Annotated in this window: 21 protein-coding genes; 18 read left to right on the top strand and 3 right to left on the bottom strand. The window is 65.1% G+C overall.

Annotation, left to right across the window (positions count from 1 at the left end; translation table 11 throughout):
- Positions 1–3: 3 nt before the first annotated feature.
- The 4 genes from ruvA to ruvB are packed head-to-tail and all read left to right on the top strand — an operon-like array spanning position 4 to position 2,397.
- Positions 4–621 (top strand): Holliday junction branch migration protein RuvA, encoded by a 618-nt coding sequence (ruvA, locus tag GGQ64_RS12110; RefSeq protein ID WP_183804464.1) that lies wholly within the window; start codon positions 4–6, stop codon positions 619–621.
- Positions 622–677: 56 nt separating this feature from the next.
- Positions 678–965 (top strand): AbrB/MazE/SpoVT family DNA-binding domain-containing protein, encoded by a 288-nt coding sequence (locus GGQ64_RS12105; RefSeq protein ID WP_183804461.1) that lies wholly within the window; start codon positions 678–680, stop codon positions 963–965.
- Positions 962–1,360 carry a type II toxin-antitoxin system VapC family toxin gene (locus tag GGQ64_RS12100; RefSeq protein ID WP_183804458.1) on the top strand — a complete coding sequence of 133 codons (399 nt, stop codon included), beginning with the start codon at positions 962–964 and terminating at the stop codon, positions 1,358–1,360. The genes GGQ64_RS12105 and GGQ64_RS12100 overlap by 4 nt, the downstream gene beginning before the upstream one ends.
- Positions 1,357–2,397 carry a Holliday junction branch migration DNA helicase RuvB gene (gene ruvB / locus GGQ64_RS12095; protein ID WP_183804442.1) on the top strand — a complete coding sequence of 347 codons (1,041 nt, stop codon included), beginning with the start codon at positions 1,357–1,359 and terminating at the stop codon, positions 2,395–2,397. Before GGQ64_RS12100 ends, ruvB begins: the two co-directional genes overlap by 4 nt.
- Before the next feature lie 52 nt (positions 2,398–2,449).
- On the opposite strand, the gene GGQ64_RS12090 is transcribed toward ruvB, so the two are convergent.
- The 3 genes from GGQ64_RS12090 to GGQ64_RS12080 are packed head-to-tail and all read right to left on the bottom strand — an operon-like array spanning position 2,450 to position 5,453.
- Positions 2,450–3,346, bottom strand: a complete 897-nt coding sequence (locus tag GGQ64_RS12090) for an NAD-dependent epimerase/dehydratase family protein (protein WP_183804438.1) — start codon at positions 3,344–3,346, stop codon at positions 2,450–2,452.
- Positions 3,343–4,236 (bottom strand): glycosyltransferase, encoded by an 894-nt coding sequence (locus tag GGQ64_RS12085; RefSeq protein WP_183804435.1) that lies wholly within the window; start codon positions 4,234–4,236, stop codon positions 3,343–3,345. Before GGQ64_RS12085 ends, GGQ64_RS12090 begins: the two co-directional genes overlap by 4 nt.
- Positions 4,233–5,453, bottom strand: a complete 1,221-nt coding sequence (locus tag GGQ64_RS12080; protein WP_183805422.1) for an NAD-dependent epimerase/dehydratase family protein — start codon at positions 5,451–5,453, stop codon at positions 4,233–4,235. Before GGQ64_RS12080 ends, GGQ64_RS12085 begins: the two co-directional genes overlap by 4 nt.
- Positions 5,454–5,587: 134 nt before the next feature.
- On the opposite strand from GGQ64_RS12080, the gene ybgC reads away from it, so the two are divergent.
- The 14 genes from ybgC (at position 5,588) to serA (ending at position 22,481) form a co-directional block, all read left to right on the top strand.
- Complete coding sequence (gene ybgC, locus GGQ64_RS12075; RefSeq protein WP_183804432.1) at positions 5,588–6,046, top strand: tol-pal system-associated acyl-CoA thioesterase; 459 nt, start codon at positions 5,588–5,590, stop codon at positions 6,044–6,046.
- Positions 6,047–6,445: 399 nt separating this feature from the next.
- A complete protein-coding gene (gene tolQ / locus GGQ64_RS12070; protein WP_183804429.1) occupies positions 6,446–7,162 on the top strand; it encodes a protein TolQ in 717 nt (238 codons plus the stop codon).
- 30 nt (positions 7,163–7,192) lie between these two features.
- A complete protein-coding gene (gene tolR, locus GGQ64_RS12065; RefSeq protein ID WP_183804426.1) occupies positions 7,193–7,639 on the top strand; it encodes a protein TolR in 447 nt (148 codons plus the stop codon).
- Between the two features lie 8 nt (positions 7,640–7,647).
- The gene (locus GGQ64_RS12060) at positions 7,648–8,715 is read left to right on the top strand and encodes a cell envelope integrity TolA family protein (protein WP_183804423.1); all 1,068 of its coding nucleotides are present in this window, start codon (positions 7,648–7,650) and stop codon (positions 8,713–8,715) included.
- Between the two features lie 49 nt (positions 8,716–8,764).
- Positions 8,765–10,069: a Tol-Pal system beta propeller repeat protein TolB gene (tolB, locus tag GGQ64_RS12055; protein WP_183804420.1), complete on the top strand. Its 1,305-nt coding sequence runs from the start codon at positions 8,765–8,767 to the stop codon at positions 10,067–10,069.
- A 258-nt stretch (positions 10,070–10,327) separates the two neighbouring features.
- Complete coding sequence (gene pal / locus GGQ64_RS12050; RefSeq protein ID WP_183804417.1) at positions 10,328–10,852, top strand: peptidoglycan-associated lipoprotein Pal; 525 nt, start codon at positions 10,328–10,330, stop codon at positions 10,850–10,852.
- A gap of 216 nt (positions 10,853–11,068) precedes the next feature.
- Positions 11,069–12,052 (top strand): tol-pal system protein YbgF, encoded by a 984-nt coding sequence (gene ybgF / locus GGQ64_RS12045; protein WP_183804414.1) that lies wholly within the window; start codon positions 11,069–11,071, stop codon positions 12,050–12,052.
- Between the two features lie 23 nt (positions 12,053–12,075).
- Positions 12,076–13,440, top strand: coding sequence for a tRNA lysidine(34) synthetase TilS (gene tilS / locus GGQ64_RS12040; protein WP_183804411.1), 1,365 nt, complete (start codon positions 12,076–12,078; stop codon positions 13,438–13,440).
- Positions 13,441–13,633: 193 nt separating this feature from the next.
- Positions 13,634–15,556: an ATP-dependent zinc metalloprotease FtsH gene (ftsH, locus tag GGQ64_RS12035; protein WP_183804396.1), complete on the top strand. Its 1,923-nt coding sequence runs from the start codon at positions 13,634–13,636 to the stop codon at positions 15,554–15,556.
- Between the two features lie 215 nt (positions 15,557–15,771).
- Positions 15,772–17,124, top strand: a complete 1,353-nt coding sequence (gene glmM / locus GGQ64_RS12030) for a phosphoglucosamine mutase (RefSeq protein ID WP_183804393.1) — start codon at positions 15,772–15,774, stop codon at positions 17,122–17,124.
- A 250-nt stretch (positions 17,125–17,374) separates the two neighbouring features.
- Positions 17,375–18,199, top strand: coding sequence for an outer membrane protein (locus GGQ64_RS12025; protein WP_183804389.1), 825 nt, complete (start codon positions 17,375–17,377; stop codon positions 18,197–18,199).
- Between the two features lie 194 nt (positions 18,200–18,393).
- On the top strand, positions 18,394–19,239 hold the full coding sequence (locus GGQ64_RS12020) for an outer membrane protein (RefSeq protein WP_183804386.1): 846 nt from the start codon (positions 18,394–18,396) through the stop codon (positions 19,237–19,239).
- A 378-nt stretch (positions 19,240–19,617) separates the two neighbouring features.
- On the top strand, positions 19,618–20,799 hold the full coding sequence (locus tag GGQ64_RS12015) for a phosphoserine transaminase (protein ID WP_183804383.1): 1,182 nt from the start codon (positions 19,618–19,620) through the stop codon (positions 20,797–20,799).
- An 86-nt stretch (positions 20,800–20,885) separates the two neighbouring features.
- Positions 20,886–22,481: a phosphoglycerate dehydrogenase gene (gene serA, locus GGQ64_RS12010; RefSeq protein WP_183804380.1), complete on the top strand. Its 1,596-nt coding sequence runs from the start codon at positions 20,886–20,888 to the stop codon at positions 22,479–22,481.
- Positions 22,482–22,725 lie beyond the last annotated feature (244 nt).

Genomic DNA, 22,725 nt, shown 5'->3' with positions numbered 1-22,725 from the left:
CCAATGATCGGCAAGCTGAAGGGCACCATTGACGAGATCGGCGAGGACCATGTCGTGCTCGACGTGCACGGCGTCGGCTACGTCGCCTTCTGCTCGGCGCGGACGCTGTCGAAGCTCGGCTCGGCGGGCGAGGCGGCGGTGCTGTTCATCGAGACCTATGTGCGCGAGGACCAGTTGAAGCTGTTCGGCTTCCTGACGGCGCTGGAGCGGGAATGGTTCCGGCTGCTGCAGGGCGTGCAGGGGGTCGGCTCGAAGGTGGCGCTGGCGGTACTTTCGACGTTGACGCCGGGGGAACTTGCCAATGCGATTGCGCTGCAGGACAAGACCTCGGTCTCGCGGGCGTCGGGCGTCGGCCCGAAGGTCGCCGTGCGCATCGTCACCGAATTGAAGAACAAGGCGCCTGCCTTTGCCGGCGAAGCAGGGGCAACGATCGGGCTGAAGCAGGAGATCGGCGAGGGCGTGGCGCCGGCGCCGGTTACCGATGCCGTCTCGGCCCTCACCAACCTCGGCTATTCGCGCGACCAGGCGGCGAACGCCGTTTCTGCGGCCCTGAAGAACGGCGGCGAGGGGGCGGACAGCGCGAAGCTGATCCGACTGGGCTTGAAGGAGCTTGCGCGGTGATTCCTTGTTTTCACGGATATTCCTTACTATGATGAGATAAGTAAGGAGAATGTGCCATGGGTGTCTATGACAGTACCTTGACTTCGAAGGGGCAGACGACCATTCCGGCAGAGATCCGCGAGGCGCTGAACCTCAAGCCCGGCGACAAGATCCGCTACGTCGTCAGCGGTGACAGGGTCTACCTGCGGGTGAAGAATGTTCGGCTGGCCGATCTTGCCGGGGCGTTGGGGAAGCCGCCGAATGGCGCAAGTTTGTCCATCGACGAAATCGATGACGCGATCATGGATGCGGTGGCAGAGGACGACGCGCGCATCGTCCGTGAATGGCACGACGGTTCAAAATGATCGGTATCGACACGAACGTGCTGTTGCGTTTTCTTGTCGATGACGATGTGGCGCAGAACGACAGGGCGCGACGGTTCATGGCGGAGCGCACCGAAGACGACCCTGTCTATCTGAGCGCAGTCGTCCTGGCCGAGACAGTGTGGGTGCTACGGCGGAGACTGGGTTACTCACAGAGGCAAATTACGGAGATGCTGCGCCAGCTTCTCGTGTCCGTCGAAGTGGTCGTCGAGTACGCCGGGGAGTTGGAGGTGACGCTGCTTGAGACGGAGGCGACGATTTCCGACCTAGCCGATTGTCTCGTCGCATGGGCGGCGCTCAAAGCAGGCTGCAGCAAAGTGGTAACGTTTGATCGCAAAGCAGCAAGGGCGATCCCCGGAATGGAACTTCTCTCATGACCGATGCCGCCCGACTGATCACCCCGGACAAGCGCGGCGAGGACGTGGATGCGACGCTGCGGCCGCAGACGCTGGACGATTTCACCGGCCAGGCCGAGGCGCGCGCCAACCTGAAGATCTTCATCGAGGCGGCGAAGAACCGTGGCGAGGCGCTGGACCACGTCCTGTTCGTCGGCCCGCCCGGCCTCGGCAAGACGACGCTGGCGCAGATCATGGCCAAGGAACTGGGGGTTAATTTCCGCTCCACCTCCGGTCCCGTGATCGCCAAGGCCGGCGATCTGGCAGCACTCCTCACCAATCTCGAAGAGCGCGACGTGCTGTTCATCGACGAGATCCACCGGCTCAACCCGGCGGTCGAGGAAATCCTCTATCCGGCGATGGAGGACTTCCAGCTCGACCTGATCATCGGCGAGGGGCCGGCGGCGCGCTCGGTCAAGATCGACCTGTCGAAGTTCACGCTGGTCGCAGCGACGACCCGCCTCGGCCTCCTGACCACGCCGCTGCGCGACCGCTTCGGCATCCCGGTCCGGCTGAATTTCTACACGGTGGAGGAACTGGAATCGATCGTGCGGCGCGGCGCACGGCTGATGGGGCTCGGCATGACCGACGAGGGCGCGCGCGAGATCGCCAGGCGTGCCCGCGGCACGCCGCGCATCGCAGGCAGGCTGCTGCGGCGGGTGCGCGACTTCGCGGAAGTTGCCCGTGCCGATGCCGTGAACAGGCAGATCGCCGACGAGGCGCTGACACGGCTGCTCGTCGACAACATGGGCCTCGACCAACTGGATCGTCGCTATCTCTCGATGATCGCGCATAATTTCGGCGGCGGCCCGGTCGGGATCGAGACGATTGCCGCCGGCCTTTCGGAGCCGCGCGACGCGATCGAGGACATCATCGAGCCCTACATGATCCAGCAGGGCTTCATCCAGCGCACGCCGCGCGGGCGCGTGCTGACGGCGAACGCCTGGAAGCACCTCGGGCTGCAGCCGCCGAAGGATCTCGAGGCGTCGCAGTTCCGGCTGTTCTCGGAAGACGATTGAGGACCGGCTGCGGCGGATGCCATGCGTCCGGCGGTTAGCCGGGACGGCGTGACTAAGTGCCCGTCGCGAGTTCCGTGACCGTTGCCCTCAGCCGCTCCATGCCACCCGGCCGCCAGCCGAGCATGCGGATCCGCTCGGTCGACATCGGGTTGAAGGCATCGGTCCCGGCCGGTTCCGGCAGCGGATGCGGACAGGCGGTGGCATCCCGGACGACGGAGAGGATCGCGCGGGTGTCGACGAGGACGTCGGAGACGTTGAAGACCTCGCCGTTGATACGCATCGGATCTGCCTCCAGCATCAGCCGCACGGCCGTGGCGACGTCGCCGCCATGGACCTCGGTGCCGGCCCTGGGAGATATCGGCCGGCCGGCGCGGTAGTCGTCGAACAGCCCCTGCCATTTATGGCCCCGGCCCGGGCCGGCGTCGCCGTAGACGCCGGTGACGCGCAGGCTGGCAGTGATGAAATCGTGGGCGCAGAGCGCCTGCAAGCTGCGCTCGGCATCGAGCTTCACCCGGCCGTAGAGCGTGTCGGGCTTCGGAAGCAGACCCTCGGAAAGCACGGTGCCTGGTGGCTGCTGCCCATAGACGGCGCGGCTGGAGAGGAAGACGCAGCGGCGCACGCCGGCATCCCTCGCAGCCTCGAACAGGCGCACCGAGCCGTTCAGATTGGCGCGGCGAAAGCCCTCCGGATCGTCGCCTTCGCCGCCACGGTATTTTCCCGGCACATGGGCGAAGGCGGCGTGGACGAAGTAGTAGATGTTCTGAAAGGCATCGATCTGGTCGAGGTCGGGATCGAGGTGAAGCGGCACGTAGGCGACGTCTTTGGAGAAGAGGTCGGCGGCCGGTGGCTGACGCCCGCCGACCGTCACCTTGTAGCCATGTCCAAGAAGGTGCTCGACGACGAAGCGCCCGACAGTGCCGGTGCCGCCGGAGACGAGCACACGTGTCATGCGCCGGCCGATGGGGAAAGGGCGGCAGCCGGTCCCGAAGGACCGGGGAGCGCAGCGATATCGGGGATCGGTCCGCCGTCGTGAAAGGCCTGCCAGAGCGCGATCAGGGGCATCAGCACCTCCGATTTCGGGTGATTCGTTTCCCAGGGCTTCTCGTACTGAAAATGGAGCACCTGGATGCTCTTCCAATCCCAAAGGTCGGGCATGGTGAACCAGACGTACTGCAGCATGTTGAAGGTGACCGGCAGGCCGTGCCATTGCGGGAAGAAGGTCTGCAGGAAGGTCTGGTCGGTGCGCGGCCAGAAGGCGTCGGCCACGTCCAGCCGCTCCTGCATCGCCGCAAACGTCGCCAATGCAGGGCGGGCGACGAAGACGCCTGAATTCAGCCGCTGGAAGTCGCGCAGGCTCTCGTACACGTTGGGTGCTGCCGAAAACTCGGGATAGGCGAACAGGCGGTCGATGTTCTTCAGCACGATCGCGTCGGCATCGACGAAGATGCAGGATTCGTATTCCACCAACTGCCACAGCCGCAGCTTGACGAAATTGTCGAGGGGGGTGTGGAAATCCGGCTTGCGCCCCTTGGTGAAGGGTGCCGCGCCGTGCAGGGCGCGGCGCGCATGGCGGGCGTTGAAGGCATCCGACAGCGGCAGCAGGTCGGCCTCGACCAGCCGGCAGCCGAGTGCTGCGAGCGCTTCCCGGCTGGCTTCGCCCAGCGCCGGCGTATGGAGGACGATGATATCGGCCTGCGTGCCGCTGTGGCGGAGCGAATGGGTGAGCGCGGTTGCGCCGCGGGCATAGTCGTCATTCGTCACCAGCGTCACATAGGCGTGGCGGCTTGCCGCCGGTGCATGGCGGCGGATCCCTGCCTTGGCTTCCAGGCTTGCCGTCATGATACCGATTTCAGTCTCCGGCCTTCGGGGTCGTGGTTGATGGTGGCGGCGATGTCGCGGGTCCAGGCCGAGACGGCCGGGACACGGCTGCGATCGACGCGATAGGCGAATTTCTTCGCGACGTCGACGATCTCCGAAAGCAGACCGTCGGCCAGCGTGATCGGGTCGAGTCCCAGTTCGCGGAACTTCTCGTTCCTGACGACGAGGTCGTTTTCGGCCGCCTCCTTGCGCGGGTTCGGCAGCCAGGCGATCTCGCTTCCCGCCAGTCCGGATATGAGCTTGGCGAGGTCGCGCACGCGATGGGTCTCGGTCATCTGGTTGAAGATCTCGACGCGCGCACCGCGGGCGGGGGGATTTTCCAGCGCGATCTCGATGCAGCGCACCGAATCCTGGATGTGGATGAAGGCGCGGGTCTGGCCGCCGGTGCCGTGCACGGTCAGCGGATAGCCGATCGCGGCCTGGATCAGGAAGCGGTTCAGCACGGTGCCGTAGTCGCCGTCATAGTCGAACCGGTTGACGAGCTGCGGGTGAAGCCGGGTCTCGCGCGTATGCGTGCCCCAGACGATGCCCTGGTGCAGGTCGGTGATGCGAAGGCCGTCGTTTTTGGCGTAGAACTGGAACAGCAACTGGTCCAGGCACTTGGTCATGTGATAGATCGAGCCGGGATTGGCGGGGTAGAGGATCTCCTGGCTGGCGGTCGCGCCGTCCATGGTCTCGATCCCCACCGGAAGGTAACCCTCGGGGATCGCCGCGCCCACGGTCGAGTAGCCGTAGACGCCCATGGTCCCGAGGTGGACGAGGTGGGCATCGACGCCGGTTTCGACGAGCGCGTTCAGGAGGTTGTGCGTCGCGTTGACGTTGTTGTTGACCGTGTAGTTCTTGTGCCGGTCGCTCTTCATCGAATAGGGGGCGGCGCGCTGCTCGGCGAAATGGATGACGGCGTCCGGCCGCTCGTCGCGCAGCCAGTTCTTGAGAAGCTCGTAGTCGCGGGCGAGATCGATCAGATGGAAGTGGATCCGGCGGCCGGTTTCGGCGTGCCAGACGCGGGTGCGTTCCTGGATCGAGTCCATCGGCGTCAGCGACTGGACGCCCAGCTCGGTATCGATCCAGCGGCGTGAAAGGTTGTCGAGGATGTGAACTTCATGGCCGGCGTTGGACAGATGCAGGGCGGTGGGCCAGCCTACGAAACCATCTCCACCCAGGACTGCAACCTTGATAGCCGATACCATCGGACACTCCCTTGCGTTTGCCTGTCCCCTGCATAGTGGCCGAATGTGACAAGAGTGCAATCCTTGATTTTGTTCCATATTTCCTCCACAGAGACTTCGATCTCCCCACGGCGGAGCCGGAAATGACCAACGACCAGCATGCGCTCTCGGGCGAACTGACGGCAGATGGGCATCGTCTCGTGCAGCGCGTCTATTATGAAGACACCGACTTCTCCGGCTTCGTCTACCACGCGCGCTACCTGCATTTCATGGAGCGCGGCCGAACGGATTATCTGCGCTGTCTCGGCGTGGAACAGGGGGCGCTGTCGATCGAGGGCGACAGCGAAGGCCTGATGTTCGTGGTCCACCGCATGGAGATCGATTTCAAGGCTCCCGCACGGATGGACGATATCCTGACCATCCTGACACATACGGAGAAGGCCGGTGGGGCGAAGATGGTCCTGCAGCAGGAGGTCCGGCGCGGCGAGCAGCTTCTCATTGCCGCAAAGGTCGTCATCGCGGTGATCAATGGAAAGGGTCGGCCGCGGCGCCTGCCGGACGGGCTGGCAGCGCAATTCCTCGGTGCCGCAGCGGCAGGCTGATCTCCAGCGGGCATCGATTCGGGGCCAGTTGTCGCCGCGCCCACAGGGCCGAAGGGCCGGCTGTGGATTATTCGCGGGTGCGGTAAGACTCCATTAACCACAATGATGTCTTACTCAAAGCACTGGATTTTGTGCGCTGCACGTCATCCTTTAACCAAAATTGACGGCAAGAAGGCAGTTGAAAGCGTTTGATCGGCGTGGCAGCCGGCAACATCAACCGGACATCTTGACGAACAGGCGGGACGGCTGCGGACGAATCAGGCCGCGGTTTCCCTGAAGTTTGCGAAAAGCCGGCGCTGGTTTCCGAGATCGTTCGGATGCCGGTCCGGCAAAGGGATGAAGACCCGGTGCGATGGCCGAAAGCCCGTGCCGGGTGTTTGGATTCGGGGACGGAAGTCTATGGAACAGGTAGGTTTGGCAGCAACGACCGATGTGAGCCTCTGGTCGCTCTTCATGCAGGCCGGCTTCGTGGTGAAGCTGGTCATGGTCGGTCTGATCGCGGCGTCGATCTGGACATGGGCGATCGTCGTCGACAAGACGCTGGCCTTCTCCAAGGCCCGCCGGCAGCTCGACAGCTTCGAGCAGGTGTTCTGGTCCGGGCAATCGCTCGAGGAACTCTACCGCACCCTGTCCGACCGGCAGACCAGCGGCATGAGCGCCATGTTCGTCGCCGCCATGCGCGAGTGGAAGAAGAGCTTCGAGCGCGGCGCGCGCTCGCCGATCGGGCTGCAGATGCGCATCGATCGGGCCATGGACGTGACGCTGGCGCGCGAATCCGAAGCGCTCGAGGCCCGTCTCGGCTCGCTGGCGACCATCGGTTCGGCCGGCCCGTTCATCGGCCTCTTCGGCACCGTCGTCGGCATCATGACGTCGTTCCAGGCGATCGCGGGGTCCAAGTCGACCAATCTCGCCGTCGTGGCACCGGGTATCGCCGAGGCGCTGCTTGCGACCGCGATCGGCCTTCTGGCCGCCATCCCCGCCGTCATCGCCTACAACAAATTCACCGCAGACGCCGGCAAGATCACGTCGCGCATGGAGGGGTTCGCCGACGAGTTCTCGGCCATCCTTTCGCGCCAGATCGACGAGAAGCTGCAGCCGCGCCAGGCGGCGCAGTAACGCTGCGGCTGCCAAGCAGGAGACGAAGCCATGGGCATGTCAGTCGGTGGGGGCAAGGGCGGCGGTGGTCGCCGCAGGCGCGGCCGCAAGGCCGTCATGAGCGAGATCAACGTGACGCCGTTCGTCGACGTCATGCTGGTGCTCCTGATCATCTTCATGGTGGCCGCCCCGATGATGACGGTCGGCGTACCGCTCGACCTGCCGAAGACCTCCGCCAAGGCGCTCAACGCCGAGACCCAGCCGATCACCGTATCGGTGAAGGCTGACGGCGCAGTGTTCCTGCAGGAGACCGAAATCCCGGCCGAGGAGATCGCCGCCAAGCTCGAGGCCGTCGCGACGACGGGCTATACCGAGCGGATCTTCGTGCGCGGTGACGGTGCGGCGCCGTACGGCGTCATTGCAGACGTCATGTCGCGCATCCAGCAGGCCGGCTTTACCAATATCGGCCTCGTGACCGAGCAGAAACCGGACAACTGAAGACTGCGATGAAGGTCAGCCTCGCCACATCCGCCGCATTGCACGCGCTGGTGCTCACCTGGGCGCTGGTGTCGATCGGCAGTCCGGAGAGTTTCGACGTGGCCAATGTCGAGGCGATGCCGGTGGATATCGTGCCGATCGAGGAACTGACGCAGATCCAGCAGGGCGACAAGAAGGCGCCGATGGCGGAGAAGGCCGCGCCGGTCCCGACCAAGCGCCAGGACCAGGTGGAGAACGCCGAGAATTCCGGCGACAACGACGTCGACCTGAAGACGCCGCCGACGCCGAACGAGAAGCCGCAGAGCACCGAAACCGCCGCCGCCCCGCCGAAGGCCGAGCAGACCATGCCCACGCCAGATCCGGCCGAAGAACCGGTGGAGCAGGTGCAGCCGAGCGAACCGGCCTCGACACCGGCGACCGAAGTGGCCGCCGAGGCGGAGCCGAAGCAGGAGGTGACGGCCGAGGCGACGCCGGAAGAAAAGCCGGCGGAAGAAGCGCCGGCCGAGGTCGCCGAGGCGGAAGCCATGCCGGACAACGTTCCCGTGCCCGAAATCAAGCCGCAGCCGCCGCAGCCGCAGACGGCCAAGACCCCGGACCGCAAGAACGAGGAAAAGAAGCAGGAGAAGAAGAAGGCCGCTTCCGCCAAGGAGAGCGACTTCAACGCCGACGAGGTGGCGGCACTCCTGAACAAGACCGAGGCCAAGGGCGGCGGCGCCAAGCGCTCGACCGAAACCGCGGCACTCGGCGGCAAGAAGACGACCGGTGGCTCGAAGCTGTCGATGAGCGAAATGGACGCGCTGCGCGGGATCATCCAGAATAACTGGTCGATCATCCCCGGGATGGCGGACGCCAGCGAGGTGCGCATCAAGGTGACGATGCAACTCGACCCGGACGGCAACATCGTCGGTGAACCGGACGTGGTTGCCACCGGCGGCTCGGACGCCGCACGCCGGGCGCTTGCCGGCGGTGCGCGCCGGGCGATCCTGAAATCGGCACCGTTCGATAAGCTGCCGAAGGACAAATACGATGCCTGGAACGAAGTCGTCGTGAACTTCGACCCCAGCGAGATGATGTGATGCCGACAGGCACGAACACTGGCACAGAAACTAGGAAGGCCTAGATCGCATGCTGAGACGCACTTTTCTTCATTCTGCAGCCGGCTTGACCGGCCTTGCGGCCGCTGCGACGCCGGCATGGGCGCTCGTCGAGATCAACGTCAACAAGGGCAATGTCGAGCCGCTGCCGATCGCCGTGACCGATTTCGTCTCCAGCGGCGATCTCGGCACGAAGATCACCGATGTGATCGCGGCCGACCTCAAGCGGTCCGGCCTGTTCGCGCCGGTCAGCAAGCAGGCCTTCATCGAGAAGATCTCCAATCCCGACCAGCCGCCGCGCTTCGAGGACTGGAAGGTCATCAATGCGCAGGCGCTGGTCACCGGCCGCGTCACGCAGGAAGGCGACGGCCGGCTGCGCGCCGAATTTCGCCTGTGGGACACCTTCGCCGGCCAGCAGATGACCGGCCAGCAGTTCTACACCCAGCCGGAAAACTGGCGCCGCGTCGCCCATATCATCGCGGACGCGATCTATGAGCGCATCACCGGCGAGAAGGGCTATTTCGACACCCGCGTCGTCTATGTCGCCGAGAGCGGCCCGAAGAACGCCCGCAAGCGCCAACTCGCCATCATGGACCAGGACGGGGCCAACGCGCGCGCGCTGACCAACTCCAACGACATCGTGCTGACGCCGCGCTTCTCGCCGAGCCGGCAGGAAATCACCTACATGTCGTTCGAGGGCCAGCAGCCGCGGGTCTACCTGCTGCAGCTGGAAACCGGGCAGCGCGAGGTGGTCGGCAACTTCCCCGGCATGACGTTCGCGCCGCGCTTCTCGCCCGATGGCCAGCGCGTCATCATGAGCCTGCAGCAGGACGGTAACGCCAACATCTACACGATGGACCTGCGCTCGCGCACGACCACGCGGCTGACCTCGACGGCTGCGATCGACACCGGCCCCTCCTATTCGCCGGACGGCAGCCAGATCGTCTTCGAAAGCGATCGTGGCGGACGCCAGCAGCTCTATGTCATGGGGGCCGATGGCTCCGGCCAGAACCGAATCTCCTTCGGCGACGGTTCCTATTCGACGCCGGTGTGGTCGCCGCGCGGCGACCTGATCGCGTTCACCAAGCAGTCGGGCGGCAAGTTCTCGATCGGCGTGATGAAGCCGGACGGTTCGGGCGAGCGCATCCTGACGACGGGCTTCCACAACGAAGGGCCGACCTGGGCGCCGAACGGGCGCGTGCTGATGTTCTTCCGCCAGCCGGCCGGCTCCGGCGGGCCCCAGCTCTACTCGATCGACCTGACCGGCTACAACGAGCAGCAGGTGCAGACGGCCGGCTACGCTTCGGACCCGGCCTGGTCGCCGCTGCTGGAGTGACCTGCGGCAGCCAGTGTAAACAGCTGCAACCAATCGTGACGCCGCCGCCGCTTTCTCGCCTCAAAGTCCGCTAAACCAAGGGCTTGAAGGCGAGGGATTCGGCGGCGTTCGTCGTTCTTAGCCGGACGCCGGGGGAGTATTTGCGTAATCGATTGTTAACCATAATCGTTGAATGCCGATTAACCGCGTGCGGTTACAGTCTGGCAACCCTGATTGAAACCCAAGCCCTGTTTGAACTGATGCTAAGGAGACCGGCTCATGAGCCGCACTGAAGTCCCGGCCGCTGGCCGCATGCAGACCCTCGCCCGCAACCCCGCAATCCTCGCCCTGTTCATGGGGCTGGCCCTTGCCGGCTGCGCCAACAAAAAGAATATGCCCAACAGCGCCGGCGAACTCGGCCTGAACAATGCGACCCCGGGCTCGACCCAGGACTTCACCGTCAATGTCGGCGACCGCATCTTCTTCGATACCGATTCGACCTCGATCCGTGCCGATGCAGCAGCCACCCTGGACAAGCAGGCGCAGTGGCTGCAGCGCTACTCGAACTACGCGATCACGATCGAAGGCCATGCCGACGAGCGCGGCACGCGCGAGTATAACCTGGCGCTCGGCGCACGCCGCGCCACCGCGACCAAGCAGTACCTCGCCAGCCGCGGCGTTCCGGCCGGCCGGATGAAGACGATCTCCTACGGCAAGGAAAAGCCGGTCGCCGTCTGCGACGACATCTCCTGCTGGTCGCAGAACCGTCGCGCCGTCACCGTGCTCGGTGGCGCCGGCATGTAATCGACGGATCGGTGCAGGAGCGCCGTCCAGGAAAGGCCCGCCAGCGATGGCGGGCCTTTGCGTTTGCGCCACAGCGCACGCAGAAATGAACCGTTGCCCCGCGGGGCGGAGTTTTTTAACACACTTTGGCCGAACTCCGTTGCTTTTTGACAGCATTTGGAAAAACCTGCGGCTGCGCGGGAATGCGCGAATTCGGACCAACAGGACACGCACAATATGAAGAAAATCGTCGCGGCAGGTCTAATCGGCCTGGCAGCCTTCGCAGGGCCGGTGGAAGCGTTGCACGCGTCTCCGCTCCAGGCGCTGGCGAACCGCCTATTGCCGGGGGGCGGCAAGGCGGACAAGGAGGTCGTGCTCGCGCAGGCCGACGAATCGATCATGCGCATCGGCCAGCTCGAGGAGCAGATCCGCACGCTCAACGGCCGGATCGAGGAAATGAGCTTCCAGCTTCTGCAGATGCAGGAGCAACTGCGCAAGACCCAGGAAGACAACGAGTATCGCTTCCAGGACCTGGAAAGCGGCAAGGGCACCGGCAAGAGCGGTGCGCTGGAACGGCCGTCAGGCGCGGATGCGCAGGCCGGCAGCCAGACGGCGACAACCGAACCCCCGGCGGATCCCTCCGCCGCGGGCAACGATGAGGCTGCATCGGCCGGCTCGACGGCCAAGCCGCCTCAGGCGCTCGGCAGCATCCGCTTCGACGAGCAGGGCAACCCCGTCGGCACCGACATGAGCGAGAGCGCCTCGATCGGCAGCGGTTCGGTGCCCGACGTCGAAGGCGGACTGCCGCGGGTGGACAACCAATCGACGGCCGCGCTCGACAAGCCGGACGACATCTACAACGCGGCCTATGGCCACGTGCTGTCGGGCGACTATCAGCTCGCCGAGAAGGAGTTCCGCGACTATCTCGAGGTCTTCCCCGAAGGCGAGAAGGCGGCGGACGCCAGCTTCTGGCTGGGCGAGGCACAGTATTCGCAGGGCAATTTCAACGACTCGGCCAAGACGTTCCTGAATGCGCACCAGACCTACGGCACCTCCAAGAAGGCGCCGGAAATGCTGCTGAAGCTCGGCATGTCGCTTGCCGCGCTCGATAACCGCGAAACCGCATGCGCGACGCTGCGCGAAGTGGGCAAGCGCTATCCGAACGCCTCCAAGGCGGTGAAGACCAAGGTCACCAGCGAACAGGGCCGGCTCTCCTGCTGAGCCGCTTGCGGAGTGACGCCGCGATGCGTGCCGAACCCGAGCCCGTCGATGCTGCCGTCGCCCGATTTCTGAACAGCTTTTTCAAGCCCGCCCGCCTGCTCGTTGCCGTTTCCGGCGGCGGCGATTCCGTCGGCCTGCTGATCGCGCTCGACGAAGCGCTGCGGTCGGGCCGCTTTCCCGGATTTTCCCTGTATGCCTGCACGATCGACCATGGGCTGCGCGCGGGCTCGGTGGCGGAAGCACACTGGGTAGCGGCGCTGTGTGCCGGCCGTGGCATATCCCATGTCACGCGTTGCTGGAGCGGACAGAAACCGCAGAGAGGCGTACAGGCCGCGGCGCGCGAGGCGCGTCATGCGCTTCTGGTCGAGGCCGCCGGCGACGCGGCGGCAACGGCGATCGTGACGGCCCACAATCGCGACGACCAGCAGGAGACGGTGGCGATGCGCGCCGCGCGCAGCAGCGACGGGGCCGGCCTCGCGGGGATCGCGCCGGCAACGCTGGTCCAAAACACCATCTGGCTGCTGCGACCGCTGCTCGGCGTACCGCGCGAGGCGATCCGTAGTTATCTCCGGCATCGCGGACAGGACTGGCTGGACGATCCGAGCAATGCCAACAGGACATTCGAACGGGTGCGCGTGAGGCTCGATGCCATTGATGGACCGGGGGTAGCGAGCGCCGCCCGGACCGCGGACATCGATAGCGCAGGCTGGACCGAGGCTGCGAGCGCGAGGCTAATAGCAGCGCGGGAAGGTGCCGCGTTCCTTGGGGGGAACGTGCGCATCTTCGATGCCGCGCTTGCGTTTCTGTCTGCACCGGCGATCGCGACCGTGCTGTCCTCCAGCGCCGCGTTCCAGGCGCTGCTTGCGCTCTGCGCCGTCCTTGGCGGGCGCGTGCACCGGCTGGAGAGGGCTGCGGCAGATCGTCTCTCGGCCTTTCTCGACAAGGGCGATCTCTCCCGGTTCACCGCCGGGCGGGCGGTCTTCGATCGTCGTCGGGAGGGGCTCTTTCTCTATCGCGAGCATCGTGGCATCGGCAGCCTGCGGATAGCGCCGGGGGAGAGTGCCGTCTGGGACGGCCGCTTTCGGGTGCGCAACCTCGGCGGGGCCTCGCTTCTCGTCCACTCCGCCGCTGCGGCGGGCGACGAGGACCTGTCCCCCCTGCCGGACGTCCCGGCAGGCGTTGTTCGGCGTGTCGGGAGGACCCGGCCGATGGTGCTCGCCGGCGAGGCGAGGGCGGCTGGCGCGACCCATGACGTGGAGCCGGTGCTCGCGCCTTATGACCGCTACCTGCCGGTCTTCGACCTGCCGCTCGCCGAGGCGCTCGCCGGGCTGTTCGGGCTTCCACGGTTGCCGCCGCTGCCGCTCGCCATGGGAAACGATCCGGCCTGAAAGGCGCGCGGCGCCGCGCGCGGGCGCCGGCGGCAATCGAGCGCACCCCAAAAACCGCCATAAGCGTCAACGATGATCCGAGAAAAGGTCCGGGGGTCGTTCGGATTGCCTTGGCAAGGCGGCGCCACGACCCTATGTTAGGAGCTAATGAGACGGCGCAACCCCTGTAGCCGAGAAAGTGCCCGGAAAGCCGATGAATCCAAACTTCCGCAATGTCGCCCTGTGGGCCATCATAGCGCTCCTGCTGATCGCTCTCTTCAGCATGTTCCAGACGAGCCCGGCCCAGACCGGCTCGCGGGACATACCCTATTCGCAGTTCCTGAAAGAGGTGGACAGCAGCAGGGTCAAGGAGGTCGTGATCACGGGCAACAAGATCGTCGGCAGCTATGTGGAAACCGGCACGACGTTCCAGACCTACGCGCCCTCGATCGACGATGCGCTGACGGAGCGGCTTGAAGCCAAGAACGTCGTGATCAACGCCCGTCCGGAGACGGACGGCTCCAACAGCTTCCTCAGCTATGTCGGCACGTTGCTGCCGATGCTGCTGATCCTCGGCGTCTGGCTCTTCTTCATGCGCCAGATGCAGGGCGGATCGCGCGGGGCCATGGGCTTCGGCAAGTCCAAGGCCAAGCTTCTGACCGAAGCGCATGGCCGGGTGACCTTCGCCGATGTTGCCGGCGTGGACGAGGCCAAGCAGGATCTGGAGGAAATCGTCGAGTTCCTGCGTGACCCGCAGAAGTTCCAGCGCCTCGGCGGCCGCATTCCGCGCGGCGTGCTGCTCGTCGGGCCTCCGGGCACCGGCAAGACGCTGCTGGCACGCTCGGTCGCCGGCGAGGCCAACGTGCCCTTCTTCACCATTTCCGGATCCGACTTCGTCGAAATGTTCGTCGGTGTGGGCGCTTCGCGCGTCCGCGACATGTTCGAGCAGGCCAAGAAGAACGCGCCTTGCATCATCTTCATCGACGAAATCGACGCGGTCGGTCGTCACCGTGGCGCCGGTCTCGGCGGCGGCAACGACGAGCGCGAGCAGACGCTGAACCAGTTGCTGGTCGAGATGGACGGCTTCGAGGCGAATGAGGGCGTCATCCTGATCGCCGCCACCAACCGTCCCGACGTGCTGGACCCGGCGCTGTTGCGCCCGGGCCGCTTTGACCGCCAGGTCGTCGTTCCGAACCCGGATATCGTCGGCCGCGAGCGCATCCTCAAGGTGCACGTCCGCAACGTGCCGCTGGCACCGAACGTCGACCTCAAGGTGCTGGCACGCGGCACGCCCGGCTTCTCCGGTGCCGATCTGATGAACCTTGTCAACGAGTCCGCGCTGATGGCGGCACGGCGCAACAAGCGTCTCGTCACCATGCAGGAATTCGAAGACGCCAAGGACAAGATCATGATGGGCGCGGAACGCCGCTCCTCCGCCATGACCGAAGCCGAGAAGAAGCTGACGGCCTACCACGAGGCGGGCCATGCGATCATGGCGCTGAACGTGCCGATGGCCGATCCGCTGCACAAGGCGACGATCATCCCGCGCGGCCGCGCGCTCGGCATGGTCATGCAGCTTCCGGAAGGCGACCGCTATTCGATGAGCTACAAGTGGATGGTGTCGCGCCTTGCCATCATGATGGGCGGGCGTGTCGCTGAAGAGATCACCTTCGGCAAGGAAAACATCACGTCCGGTGCCTCTTCCGACATCGAGCAGGCGACGAAGCTTGCGCGCGCCATGGTGACCCAGTGGGGCTTCTCCGACCAGCTCGGCCAGGTCGCCTATGGCGAGAACCAGCAGGAGGTCTTCCTCGGTCATTCGGTGGCGCAGTCGAAGAACGTCTCCGAATCGACCGCCCAGAAGATCGACAACGAGATCCGCCGCCTGATCGACGAGGCCTATTCCGAGGCCAAGCGCATCATCACCGAGAAGCATCACGAATTCGTGGCGCTGGCCGAGGGCCTGCTCGAATACGAGACGCTGACCGGCGAGGAGATCAAGGCGCTGATCCGCGGCGAAAAGCCGGCCCGCGACCTCGGCGACGACAGCCCGCCGCACCGCGGCTCGGCCGTGCCGAAGGCAGGGCAGAAGAAGGGCGGCGAAGCGGAAGGCGGTCTCGAGCCGCAGCCGCAGTAGCCAGGTCTTCGCGGAAACAGACAAGGCCGGCCGCTTTTGCGGCCGGCCTTTTTCGTTCGCCACGGTAACGGGCTGTAACGGGAGAGAATTGAATTTCAGATGCTCTCCGTTCCGTTCTATGGCAAAGAGTGCACAGAAACGGACAGGCGATGCGGCAGCGACACGGGATGGTGTCCGGCGGCGCGTAGTCCGGTCCAACGATTTCAGGAGCGCAGATGAAGCGTCGCTATTTCGGCACTGATGGCATCAGAGGCCAGTCCAACGTTTTCCCCATGACGCCGGACCTCGCCATGCGGGTGGGCATCGCGGTGGGCACCATCTTCCGCCGCGGCACGCATCGCAACCGCGTCGTGATCGGCAAGGACACGCGGCTTTCCGGTTACATGCTGGAGAACGCCATGGTCGCCGGCTTCACTGCGGCCGGCGTGGACGCCTTCGTTCTCGGCCCGATCCCGACCCCGGCCGTGGCCATGCTGACACGCTCGCTGCGCGCCGACATTGGCGTGATGATCTCGGCCTCCCACAATCCGTTCCAGGACAACGGCATCAAGCTGTTCGGGCCGGACGGCTATAAGCTTTCCGATGAGCTCGAGGCGCAGATCGAGGCGATGCTGGACGACGACATCGTGCCGCAGCTGGCGAGGGCGGGCGAGATCGGCCGGGCCAAGCGCATCGACGGCGTGCACGACCGCTATATCGAGCATGCCAAGCGCACACTGCCGCGCGACGTGACGCTGCATGGCCTGAGGGTGGTGGTCGACTGTGCCAACGGTGCCGCCTATCGCGTGGCGCCGGCGGCGCTGTGGGAACTCGGAGCGGACGTGGTGACGATCGGTGCGGAACCGAACGGCACCAACATCAACCTCGAATGCGGCTCGACCCATCCCGAGGCGCTGAAGCGCAAGGTCGACGAGGTTCGCGCTGACATCGGCATCGCGCTCGACGGCGACGCCGACCGGGTGCAGATCGTCGACGAGAACGGCAGGCTGGTCGATGGCGATCAGCTGATGGCGGTGATCGCCGAGACCTGGGCGGCCGACGGCATGCTGAAGGGCGGCGGACTGGTGGCTACCGTCATGTCGAACCTGGGGCTGGAGCGATTCCTGAAAAGCAAGAAGCTCGGGCTGGAACGCACCCAGGTCGGCGACCGCTACGTCGTCGAGCACATGCGCCAGCACGATTTCAATGTCGGCGGCGAACAGTCGGGCCATATCGTGCTGTCCGATTTCGGCACCACCGGCGACGGCCTCGTCGCGGCCCTGCAGGTGCTCGCCTGCGTCAAGCGCAGCGGGCGTTCGGTCAGCGAGATCTGCCACCGCTTCGAGCCGGTGCCGCAGGTGCTGAAGAACGTGCGCTATTCGGGCGGCAAGCCGCTGGAGGACACGCAGGTGATCGCGGCGATCGCGGAGGCCGAGAACGCGCTCGCCAAGAGCGGGCGGCTCTTGATCCGGCCGTCGGGCACCGAGCCGCTGATCCGCGTCATGGCGGAAGGCGACGATCATGCGATGGTCGAACGGATCGTCGACGAGCTGGTAGGGGTCATCGGCTCGGTTCGCAACGCCGCCTGAGGCGGGTCGTTTCAAGTTTAAATGGGGCATGCTGGCGGACCGCGGTGCATGGCGAGAGTGAAATCTCATGCCATGCACCGCGGTCTTTTTCGTGCACTGCCGGCGCAAAACTTACCCGGACGTTAACAACCAGAGTAAAGCGTCGTAGTTAATTGCAACTTAACCTTTGCACTCCATTATCCATCCCAAATCGATGAACGTCGGTGCTGCGGCCTTCGCAGCGCCGAGCACAGGTCCATGGAGTTGGGGCATGATGAAGTATCTTGGTAGCGCCGTTGCAGCTCTGGTGGTGAGCTCATCGGCCTTTGCGGCGGACGCCTTTCAACCGGAACCGGTGCAGCCGATGCCTGTGGAGGCGGTCGCGCTGTCGACCGGCGGCTGGTACCTGCGCGGCGATGTCGGCTACGGCTGGACCCACATGCGCGGCGCCAGCTACTACCAGGGAGGTCCCGACGGCACCAAGACGGACTTCGACAATACCGATCTCGACGGCGGCGTCGTCCTCGGCGGTGGCGTCGGCTACCAGTGGAACGACTATTTCCGCACCGACGTCACGCTCGACTATCTCTTCGACGGCGACTTCAACGGATCGACCAGCGGCAGTTGCGGCGTGTCCGACGACTGCGTCTCTTCCGACCGTGCCTCGTGGTCGGCGCTCAGCCTGCTCGCCAACGCCTATGTCGACCTCGGCACCTACTACGGCGTGACACCCTATGTCGGCGCCGGTATCGGTGCCACCCGGGTCAACTGGGGCAACCTGCGCAACACCTCGTGCTCCGTCGACGATCCGAGCAATTGCGACGACACCGTCACGCACAGCGGCAAGGACAGCTGGCGCTTCACGTACGCGCTGATGGCCGGCGCCTCGGTCGACCTGACCTGCAACTGGAAGGCCGATGCCGGCTACCGCTTCCGCCAGATCGCCGGCGGCGACATGTTCGGCTATGCGCTGAATGGCGGCCCGGGCGAGGACGACGGCTTCTTCGTCCACGAAGCCCGCGTCGGTCTGCGCTACAGCTTCAACAGCTGCGAAGTGCCCTACGTCCCGCCGGCAGAGCCGATCGTCTACAAGTAAGACACCCTCCTGTTTCCATCAAAAGCCGTCCGGTATCCCGCCGGGCGGCTTTTCGTTTCCCGTGCTTTCGAAGCCGGCGGAAGCGGCGCGCGGACGTGGTTAACAAACATACTTAACCGGCCCTTAACCTCTCCCTGAAATACTGGCCCTCAGTTAACCGGCCGCAATCGCGGCCGTCGTTTCGGGGGCGAGACATGATCGTGCGAAAGACAATTCTCGGTGCCGCCATCATCGCAGGCCTTTCGGCAGGCACGGCGCTCGCCGGCGGCGAGATCTACCCGGTGGTCGAAGCGCCGGAGGTCGACATGTCGACGGTCGCGGTCGCGCAGGGCTGGTATATCCGCGGCGACATCGGCTATGCCGCCTCGATCAAGGGCGGCGACATCGACTACAACTACATCGGCGAGGGCGGGGCGGACGAGAGCCGCGAGCGGTTCGACGACAGCCGCTTCTCCAAGCCGTTCTCCTACGGCTTCGGCATGGGCTACCAGTTCAACAACTTCCTGCGCACGGATCTTACGACCGACTTCTTCAATTCGAGCTTCGATGCGGATTCGTCGATCGGCCGGGCCTGCCCGGGCGAGAACGCCGGGACGGGTTGCGATTTCACCCATGACAGCGGCTACAACGCCATCAGCGTCCTGGCCAACGGCTATGTCGACCTCGGCACCTATGCGGGCTTCACGCCCTATATCGGCGCCGGCGTCGGCGCGACGAACGTCCAGTGGGACGACCTGAAGACGCGCGCGACCTGCGTCGACGGCGCCAGCGTCTGCGGCAGCACCGCGCAGGGCGATCCGGTCCGCAGCCCCGGCGAGGAAAGCTGGCGCTTCACCTACGCGCTGATGGCCGGCGCGTCCTATGACCTGACCAACCGCGTGAAGCTCGACGTGGGCTACCGCTACTCCGACATCGACGGCGGCAAGATGTTCGGCTACAGCGACGCCGAAAAGGCGCTTGGCGCTTCCGGCACCAAGGCCAGCGACGACGGTTTCCAGCGCCACGAGATCCGCGCCGGCATCCGCGTCACGACCTGGTAGGGAGGGAGCGGCGGAAGAGGCTTGAAGCCGCGCGCCTGTTTCTTTGGCGCAAAGCCAGTGTCACCGTCTTGCCGGCCTTGAGCCGGCATCCAGTTGCGCAAGTCCTTGCGCGATAAAGCACTTTCCGCGCCGCGGGCGCGGCGCTGCTGGACCCCGGCTCGGGGGCCGGTGTGACGGGGAAGTGTGGTTGCGACCATCACCGCCAGCCACTCGCTCGCCAGAACGCCGTGTGCAAACCGCTCCGCAACCATCCCCGATGCGCCGGAAATTTTCCCCCACGCGACATATTCGGCTTGACTTGAATCGGCTCCTCCCATATTTCCGGCGGCGGGACACCCTTCCCCAACGAAGGGCTTTCTATCTGGAAGGATAGCCATCATGACGAAGACCGTCACCGCGCCGGACGTGCGTCCGAACAATACCCATTTCTCTTCTGGCCCCTGCTCGAAGCGCCCCGGTTGGTCGCTCGAAGCGCTTTCCGATGCCTCGCTCGGTCGCTCGCACCGCGCCAAGGTCGGCAAGGCCAAGCTCAAGCAGGCCATCGATCTCACCCGCGAAATCCTGGACGTGCCGGCCGACTACCGCATCGGCATCGTGCCCGCGTCCGATACCGGCGCCGTCGAGATGGCGCTGTGGTCGCTGCTCGGCGAACGTCCGGTCGACATGGTCGCCTGGGAAAGCTTCGGCGCCGGCTGGGTCACCGACGTGGTCAAGCAGCTTAAGCTCAAGGACGCCCGCAAGATCGAGGCTCCCTATGGCGAGCTTCCGGACCTTTCCACCATTGATTTCGACCACGACGTGGTCTTCACCTGGAACGGCACGACCTCCGGCGTGCGCGTCCCGAACGCCGATTTCATCCCCGCCGACCGCAAGGGCCTGACGATCTGCGATGCCACCTCGGCCGCATTCGCACAGAACCTCGACTTCGCCAAGCTCGACGTTGTCACCTTCTCCTGGCAGAAGGTGCTGGGCGGCGAGGGCGCGCATGGCGTCATCATCCTCAGCCCCCGCGCTGTCGAACGGCTCCTGTCCTACCAGCCGGCCTGGCCGCTGCCGAAGATCTTCCGCATGACCTCGGGCGGCAAGCTGATCGAGGGCATCTTCACCGGCGAGACGATCAACACGCCGTCGATGCTCTGTGTCGAGGACTATATCGACGCGCTTCTGTGGGCCAAGTCCGTCGGCGGCCTGAAGGGCCTGATGGCGCGCGCCGACGCCAACGCCCAGGTGATCTTCGATTTCGTCGAGGAGAACGGCTGGATCGCCAACCTCGCCAAGGTCGATGAAACCCGCTCCAACACCTCGGTCTGCCTGACGATCGCCGACCAGGACGTGCTGGCGCTCGATGCCGACGCCCAGGCCGCTTTCGCCAAGGGGGTCGTGGCGCTCCTCGAGAAGGAAGGCGTCGCCTATGACATCGGCGCCTACCGCGACGCGCCGTCCGGGCTTCGCATCTGGGCCGGTGCCACCATCGACACCGCCGACATGCAGGCGCTGATGCCGTGGCTGACCTGGGCCTACGAGACCCAGAAGGCGACGCTATCCAAGGCTGCGGCCTGATCTTTGCGTGACTTGCCTCGCCTCATCGAGGGGCGGGGCCGTTAATTCGCATTCCCTTCCAGATTTGATCTTCCAAGGAGGCCATCATGGCACCTCGCGTACTCGTATCCGACGAACTGTCGGAAACCGCTGTCCAGATCTTCCGCGACCGCGGCGTCGAAGTCGATTTCCAGCCGCAACTCGGCAAGGACAAGGAAAAGCTCGCCGAGATCATCGGCAACTATGACGGCCTTGCCATCCGCTCCGCCACCAAGGCGACGGAGAAGCTGATCGCGGCTGCCGCCAACCTCAAGGTGATCGGCCGCGCCGGCATCGGCGTCGATAACGTCGACATCCCGGCCGCCTCGCGCCGCGGCATCATCGTCATGAACACGCCGTTCGGCAACTCGATCACGACGGCCGAGCACGCGATCGCGCTGATGTTCGCCGTCGCCCGCCAGCTGCCCGCCGCGGACACCTCCACCCAGGCCGGCAAGTGGGAGAAGTCGAAGTTCATGGGCGTCGAGATCACCGGCAAGACGCTCGGCGTCATCGGCGCCGGCAATATCGGCGGCATCGTCTGCAAGAAGGCGATCGGTCTCGGCATGCACGTGCTCGCCTATGACCCGTTCCTGTCGAAGGAACGCGCCGAGGAGATGGGCGTGACCAAGGTCGAGCTCGACGAGCTGCTGGCCCAGGCCGACTTCATCACCCTGCACGTGCCGATGACCGACAAGACACGCGGCATCCTCAATGCCGCAGCACTCGCCAAGACGAAGAAGGGCGTGCGTATCATCAACTGCGCCCGCGGCGGCCTCGTCGACGAAAAGGCGCTGGCGGACGCGCTCAAGTCCGGTCATGTCGCTGGCGCCGGCTTCGACGTGTTCGAGGTCGAGCCCGCCACCGAGAGCCCGCTGTTCGGCCTGCCGAACGTCGTCTGCACGCCGCATCTCGGCGCCTCGACCACGGAAGCCCAAGAGAACGTCGCGCTGCAGGTGGCCGAGCAGATGTCGGACTACCTGGTCAAGGGTGCCGTCTCCAACGCCATCAACATGCCCTCGATCACCGCCGAGGAAGCACCGATCCTGAAGCCCTTCATCCGGCTTGCCGACGTGCTCGGTGCCTTCGTCGGCCAGGTCACCGAGAGCGCGATCAAGGAGATCGAGATCCTCTATGACGGCCAGACGGCGACGATGAACACCAAGGCGCTGACGAGCGCCGTGCTCGCCGGGTTGATCCGCCCGCAGGTGGCCGACGTCAACATGGTCTCGGCCCCGATCATGATCAAGGAAAAGGGCATCATCCTCTCCGAGGTCAAGCGCGACAAGTCGGGCGTGTTCGACGGCTACATCAAGCTGACGGTCAAGACCGAGAACCAGACCCGCTCGGTCGCCGGCACGGTGTTCTCCGATGGCAAGCCGCGGTTCATCCAGATCAAGGGGATCAACCTCGACGCCGACGTCGGCAACCACATGGTCTATATCACCAATACCGACGTTCCCGGCATGATCGGCTTCATCGGCATGACGCTCGGCGAGGCGAAGGTCAATATCGCCAACTTCCAGCTCGGCCGCGAGAAGGAAGCGGGCGATGCGATCGCGCTGCTCTATGTCGATGGTCCGGTCTCCGACGAGGTGCTCGACAAGCTGCGCGCCAACCCGGCGATCCGCCAGGCCAAACCGCTGGTCTTCAACATCGACTGATTTCGTCTCCTCCCAGGACGCGTGAAGAGGCCCGCGCCGGAGTGATCCGGGGCGGGCTTTCTTGTGGGGGGTGGGGGGCTTCTGGTCCACGATCGCCCCTCATCCGCCTGCCGGCACCTTCTCCCCGCAGGCGGGGAGAAGGACACCTGCCGCGACGTTTCAAACCCCCTCTCCCCGCTTGCGGGGAGAGGGTTGGGGTGAGGGGCTATTGCTTGTGACTTGAGGATTGGCGCGTCGATCCGAT

The organism is Mycoplana azooxidifex, from assembly GCF_014196765.1.
GTDB lineage: Bacteria > Pseudomonadota > Alphaproteobacteria > Rhizobiales > Rhizobiaceae > Mycoplana > Mycoplana azooxidifex.
Note: the sequence above shows the minus strand (reverse complement) of the source record. Positions and strands in the feature narration are given on the sequence as shown.

Bases quoted from the DNA above. Each gene is read 5' to 3' on its own strand.
- tolQ (WP_183804429.1), top strand. From the start codon at position 6,446: ATGGAACAGGTAGGTTTGGCAGCAACGACCGATGTGAGCCTCTGGTCG.
- pal (WP_183804417.1), top strand. From the start codon at position 10,328: ATGAGCCGCACTGAAGTCCCGGCCGCTGGCCGCATGCAGACCCTCGCC.
- GGQ64_RS12060 (WP_183804423.1), top strand. From the start codon at position 7,648: ATGAAGGTCAGCCTCGCCACATCCGCCGCATTGCACGCGCTGGTGCTC.
- GGQ64_RS12090 (WP_183804438.1), bottom strand. From the start codon at position 3,346: ATGACACGTGTGCTCGTCTCCGGCGGCACCGGCACTGTCGGGCGCTTC.
- GGQ64_RS12015 (WP_183804383.1), top strand. From the start codon at position 19,618: ATGACGAAGACCGTCACCGCGCCGGACGTGCGTCCGAACAATACCCAT.
- tilS (WP_183804411.1), top strand. From the start codon at position 12,076: ATGCGTGCCGAACCCGAGCCCGTCGATGCTGCCGTCGCCCGATTTCTG.
- ybgC (WP_183804432.1), top strand. From the start codon at position 5,588: ATGACCAACGACCAGCATGCGCTCTCGGGCGAACTGACGGCAGATGGG.
- glmM (WP_183804393.1), top strand. From the start codon at position 15,772: ATGAAGCGTCGCTATTTCGGCACTGATGGCATCAGAGGCCAGTCCAAC.
- GGQ64_RS12085 (WP_183804435.1), bottom strand. From the start codon at position 4,236: ATGACGGCAAGCCTGGAAGCCAAGGCAGGGATCCGCCGCCATGCACCG.
- serA (WP_183804380.1), top strand. From the start codon at position 20,886: ATGGCACCTCGCGTACTCGTATCCGACGAACTGTCGGAAACCGCTGTC.
- GGQ64_RS12105 (WP_183804461.1), top strand. From the start codon at position 678: ATGGGTGTCTATGACAGTACCTTGACTTCGAAGGGGCAGACGACCATT.
- GGQ64_RS12020 (WP_183804386.1), top strand. From the start codon at position 18,394: ATGATCGTGCGAAAGACAATTCTCGGTGCCGCCATCATCGCAGGCCTT.
- tolB (WP_183804420.1), top strand. From the start codon at position 8,765: ATGCTGAGACGCACTTTTCTTCATTCTGCAGCCGGCTTGACCGGCCTT.
- ftsH (WP_183804396.1), top strand. From the start codon at position 13,634: ATGAATCCAAACTTCCGCAATGTCGCCCTGTGGGCCATCATAGCGCTC.
- ruvB (WP_183804442.1), top strand. From the start codon at position 1,357: ATGACCGATGCCGCCCGACTGATCACCCCGGACAAGCGCGGCGAGGAC.
- ybgF (WP_183804414.1), top strand. From the start codon at position 11,069: ATGAAGAAAATCGTCGCGGCAGGTCTAATCGGCCTGGCAGCCTTCGCA.
- GGQ64_RS12025 (WP_183804389.1), top strand. From the start codon at position 17,375: ATGATGAAGTATCTTGGTAGCGCCGTTGCAGCTCTGGTGGTGAGCTCA.
- tolR (WP_183804426.1), top strand. From the start codon at position 7,193: ATGGGCATGTCAGTCGGTGGGGGCAAGGGCGGCGGTGGTCGCCGCAGG.
- ruvA (WP_183804464.1), top strand. From the start codon at position 4: ATGATCGGCAAGCTGAAGGGCACCATTGACGAGATCGGCGAGGACCAT.
- GGQ64_RS12100 (WP_183804458.1), top strand. From the start codon at position 962: ATGATCGGTATCGACACGAACGTGCTGTTGCGTTTTCTTGTCGATGAC.